Below are 4,620 nucleotides of genomic sequence, written 5' to 3'. Positions count from 1 at the left end.
ATGAGGATGTAAGCTTAGCAACTTCTCCAGAAAGCTCAACATTATTATTCACATAATCCATACCAGTAGTAACATCAATACTCCTTTTATTAACGTCTTCAGAATCCCAACAACTTGTTAATAAGAATAGACACATGCCTATGATAAATAATTCACTTGATTTTCTTATCATATTTCTTCACCTTCGTAATTAGTAGTACCTATTATTCTTTAATATTTCCTTTTCGCATTTGGGTCTGTTAAGCTCATGTTTAGAATTTTCGCCTTAACATTCACATTTACATTTGCCTCTGTAAAGGCATCTTCCCAATTTATTTTCTCATAAATTTCAGGTTCATTAGCTCTAAAATATCTTGCAAATCCAAAAATATCGCATTGAAATTCATTTTGTGCTCTCTTTATAATGGACTCAATATCATTTTTAGCCTTTTCTGATATGATAGATTCTAGCTTCTTAATATATTCATCACTTATTGGCTCCATATAATATTGATATCTTAATTGTGCCGTTAAATTTAAATCAATATTAATAGTAACTTCTTCATCCACATAGTCTACTTTAATCTTTCTTTTCTTAACAAATGTTCTAAAAGAAATTTTATTTTCCTTATTATTACTGCGATCTACAACTTGAACGATTTTAGGTTTTTCTGCTAATATATACATGATTCCATCTGTATTTTTTATATCAATAATACCTACTAATTTTGAATTTTTCATAACTGCAAGACCTAAATATTTTATAGTATCTTCCTCTATTCCCACATAGGGGAGCACATATCCTATTTTACCTAATTCAATATCAGAAAGAAGTTCTCCAGTTACCGGATATAAACCTTCGCCTTTCCCGGCCACATGCTCTATAATGTCTTCTATTAAAAATCCTACAGATATATCCTTTTCCACCTTCACCTTAAATAGTTTTTTTGGTGGTTCACGACTTACTACAGCTAAAAGGGTTTTTCTATAATCATATAAGTGGTCAATTCTATTCAAATAAGATTCTATGCCTTTTTTTGCAAAGTTTTCACCAAAAACAACAACCCTAACAGCCCCTAAAAATAGAGGAAAAGGACTTACAGCATCATAGTTAACCCTAGACTTCTCAAAATTTTTACCATAAGATAACATGTTATATACATCTGATGTCTGAGTCTTTTCTCCACCTTTACCTGATGAGGATGTAAGCTTAGCAGTTTCACCAGTAAATTCAATATTACCATTCACATAATCTACACCAATGCTAATGGCAATCCCCCTTTTATTCACGTCTTTAGAATCCCAACAACTTGTTAATAACAACACACACATGCCTATGATGAATAATTTACTTAGTTTTCTTATCATATTTTTTCACCTTCGTAATTAAAAATAATGTGGCTGGTATGAATCCTGCTGCTACTAACGTACCATAGCTAAGATAATCCATTATTTTTTCCACGTCATTAACGGTCTTAGGTATATGACAAACAATAAAAGATAAAAGGATCACAATGAATGCAAGAAGATTAAAATGAATGTTTTTGAACCATTTACTCATGAGGAAAATTGACCCGTAGGCCTCTATGGAAGCCGTACAAAACATGCCCATAATCCATATAATTAAGAAAATACCGTCTATCCTTTCTAAAAACTCAAGACTTTTAATATCAACCCTTCTTATGGTGGCAAACAGAGCGTCTTTGTAATGAACAATACCATCTACGCCCATGACAGAAATACAGGATTCTACAATGAGTATATAAAGAATTCCTATGAATCCTACCATAAGGGCTGTATATTTAAATATTCGTTTGTTATTCTTCTTTTTGTCAAATGATATAATCGTAAGTATTTCTATGCCTAAAAACGGAAATATAGTAACTAAAGTGGCTTTTAGATATGATTGTATATCTTCTACAACAAAAAATGGTTTTAAATTAATTAATTTTCCTTGGGTTGACACGGCTAAATGTATGACTATATACCCTATGATAATAATTAAACCATATATTTCACAAATTCTTCCAATTACTTCTAGCCTTTTTATTACAGCATAATATACAACTGAAAGGAATAATGAACATAATGCCCATACGGGAGTCTTTATTAATACAGTAAGTTTAATGGCTTCAGAAGCCATTCTTATAATCATAGTAAAAAGCATAAAATAATATATAATATATATAAGCATAAATATGAATGTAATATATTTTCCAACTAGCATATTACTATACTCATATATGGTTTTGTGTTCATGGACATATCCCAGGTATGTTATCATATATGTAAAAATAATGGTTATTCCCGTAGCCATTAGTAAGCTAAACCATCCTCCTGTGCCTGCATTTTCTGTAACATTTTTAGGAAGACCTAAAACACCATATCCTACTACTATTCCAAAAATAATAAAAGCAATTTGTCGATTTGTAAGAGATTCATTCATCCACTCACCTCCTCCATTTAACTTTATAATTCCCATTAATACCTATGCAATTCTAATTATTCCATTTAACATTTCTTTTTGGATTTGGATCTGTTAAGCTCTTGTTTATAATTTTCGTCTTAACATTCACATTAACATTTGCCTTTGTGAAGGCCTCTTGCCAATTTATTTTCTTATAAATTTTAGGCCGTTTAGCTCTAAAGTGTCTTGCAAATCCAAAAATATCACACTGAAATTCACTTTGTGCCTTCTTTATAATAGACTCAATATCATTTTTAGCTTTTTCAGATATGATATCTTCTAGTTTCTTAATATATTTATCACTTATTGGTTCCATAAAATACTGATATCGTAATTGTGCCTTTAAGTCTAAATCAATATTAATGGTAACTTTTCCATCTACATAGTCTGCTTCAATATTTCTTTTCTTAACAAATGTTCTAAAAGAAATATTATTTTTCCCATTTTGGCTCCTATTTATAACTTGAACAATCTTAGGCTCTTCTGCTAATATATACATGATTCCACCTGTATTTTTTATATCAATAATACTTATCAATTTTGAATTTTTCATAACTACAAGACCTAAATATTTTATAGAGTCTTCTTCTATACCAATATAGGGTAGCAAATATCCTACTGTACCTAATTCAATATCTGAAAGTAGTTCTCCAGCTACTGGATACAGACCTTCACCTTTACCCACCACATGCTCTATAATATTTTCTATTAAAAGTCCTACAGATATATCCTTTTCCACCTTAATATTAAACAGTTCTCTTGTTGGTTCACGACTTACTACAGTAAGAACAGTTTTTCTATAATCATATAAGTGATTAATCCTATTCAAATAAGGTTCTATTCCCTCTTTTGCATAGTTTTTCGCAAAAACAACAACCCTCACAGCCCCTAAAAATCCTGGGAAAGACTTTAGTGAATCATTGCTTTTTCTAGCCTCTTCAAAATTCTCACCAGAACCTGCCATTTTGTAAACATTTGATCCCTCAGCCTTTTCGCTATCTTTTGATGATGTAATGTTAGCAATTTCACCGGAAAATTGAATATTATCTTTCACATAATCTACACCAACACTAAGGGTAATGGCCTTTTTATTAATATCTCTAGAATCCCAACAACTTGTTAATAACACACACATGCCTATAATCAATAATTTACCTAATTTTCTTATCATTTTTTTCACCTTTATAGATTCTTTAATATTTCTTTTTAGCATTGGGGTCTCTTAAACTCATATTTATTATTTTAGTCTTAACATTCACATTAACATCTGCCTTCGTAAATGCATATTCCCAATTTATTTTTTCATAAATTTCAGGTTGTTTAGCTCTGAAGTATCTTGCAAATCCAAAAATATCACACTTAAATTCATTTTGTGCCCTCTTTATAATAGACTCAACATCATTTTTGGCTTTTTCTGATATGATACCTTCCAGCTTCCTAATATATGCATCACTTATTGGCTCCATATAATATTGATATCTTAATTGTGCTTTTAAATCTAAATCAATATTAATGGTAACTTTGCCATCTACATAGTCTACTTTAATCTTTCTTTTTTTAACAAAGGTTCTAAAAGAGAGCTTATTTTTCCCATCCTCACTACTCTCTGCAACTTGAACAATCCTAGGTTCGTCTGCCAATACATACATAATTCCAAATGTATTTTTTATATCAATAATATCTACTAATTTTGAATTTTTCATAACTGCAAGGCCTAAATATTTTATAGAACCTTTTTCCACCCCAATATATGGGAGTAAATAGCCTATTTTACCTAATTCAATATCAGAAAGGAGTTCTCCAGTCACTGGATATAACCCTTCCCCTTTACCCGCCACATGCTCCATAATGTCTTCTATTAAAAAGCCTACAGATATATCCTTTTTTACCTTAATATTAAATAATTCTTTTGGTGGTTTACGACTTATTACGGTGAGAACCGTTTTTCTATAATCATATAAGTGGTCAATCCTATTCAAATAGGGTTCTATGCCTTTTTTTGCATAGTTTTCCCCCAAAACAACAACCCTTGTAGCCCCTAAAAATACAGGGAAAGGACTTGCAGCATCATATTTCTTCCTGGCATCCTCAAAATTTTTACCATAGGATAACATTGTAAATACTTTTGTGGTTTCAGCCTTTTCTTCATCTTTAGATGAGGATGTAAGCTTAGC

General features: G+C 30.8%; 4 protein-coding genes. All 4 read right to left on the bottom strand.

The genetic code is table 11. The annotated features are described in order from the left end of the window. Nucleotides 1-210: 210 nt before the first annotated feature. Nucleotides 211-1,347 carry a Ger(x)C family spore germination protein gene (locus tag CCE28_RS21700; RefSeq protein WP_095136316.1) on the bottom strand — a complete coding sequence of 379 codons (1,137 nt, stop codon included), beginning with the start codon at nucleotides 1,345-1,347 and terminating at the stop codon, nucleotides 211-213. Next, nucleotides 1,328-2,425: a GerAB/ArcD/ProY family transporter gene (locus tag CCE28_RS21695; RefSeq protein WP_176461972.1), complete on the bottom strand. Its 1,098-nt coding sequence runs from the start codon at nucleotides 2,423-2,425 to the stop codon at nucleotides 1,328-1,330. Before CCE28_RS21695 ends, CCE28_RS21700 begins: the two co-directional genes overlap by 20 nt. A gap of 52 nt (nucleotides 2,426-2,477) precedes the next feature. Further along, on the bottom strand, nucleotides 2,478-3,659 hold the full coding sequence (locus CCE28_RS21690; RefSeq protein WP_095136314.1) for a Ger(x)C family spore germination protein: 1,182 nt from the start codon (nucleotides 3,657-3,659) through the stop codon (nucleotides 2,478-2,480). Next, nucleotides 3,640-4,620: Ger(x)C family spore germination protein (locus CCE28_RS21685; RefSeq protein WP_095136313.1), on the bottom strand; the 981-nt coding region annotated here is incomplete at its 5' end. The genes CCE28_RS21690 and CCE28_RS21685, both read right to left, overlap by 20 nt.

This window comes from Anaeromicrobium sediminis (genome assembly GCF_002270055.1).
In the GTDB taxonomy this organism is placed as follows: Bacteria; Bacillota; Clostridia; order Peptostreptococcales; family Thermotaleaceae; genus Anaeromicrobium; species Anaeromicrobium sediminis.
This window is presented reverse-complemented; position numbering and strand designations above follow the sequence as displayed.

Bases quoted from the DNA above. Each gene is read 5' to 3' on its own strand.
- CCE28_RS21700 (WP_095136316.1), bottom strand. From the start codon at position 1,347: ATGATAAGAAAACTAAGTAAATTATTCATCATAGGCATGTGTGTGTTG.
- CCE28_RS21690 (WP_095136314.1), bottom strand. From the start codon at position 3,659: ATGCTAAAAAGAAATATTAAAGAATCTATAAAGGTGAAAAAAATGATA.
- CCE28_RS21695 (WP_176461972.1), bottom strand. From the start codon at position 2,425: ATGAATGAATCTCTTACAAATCGACAAATTGCTTTTATTATTTTTGGA.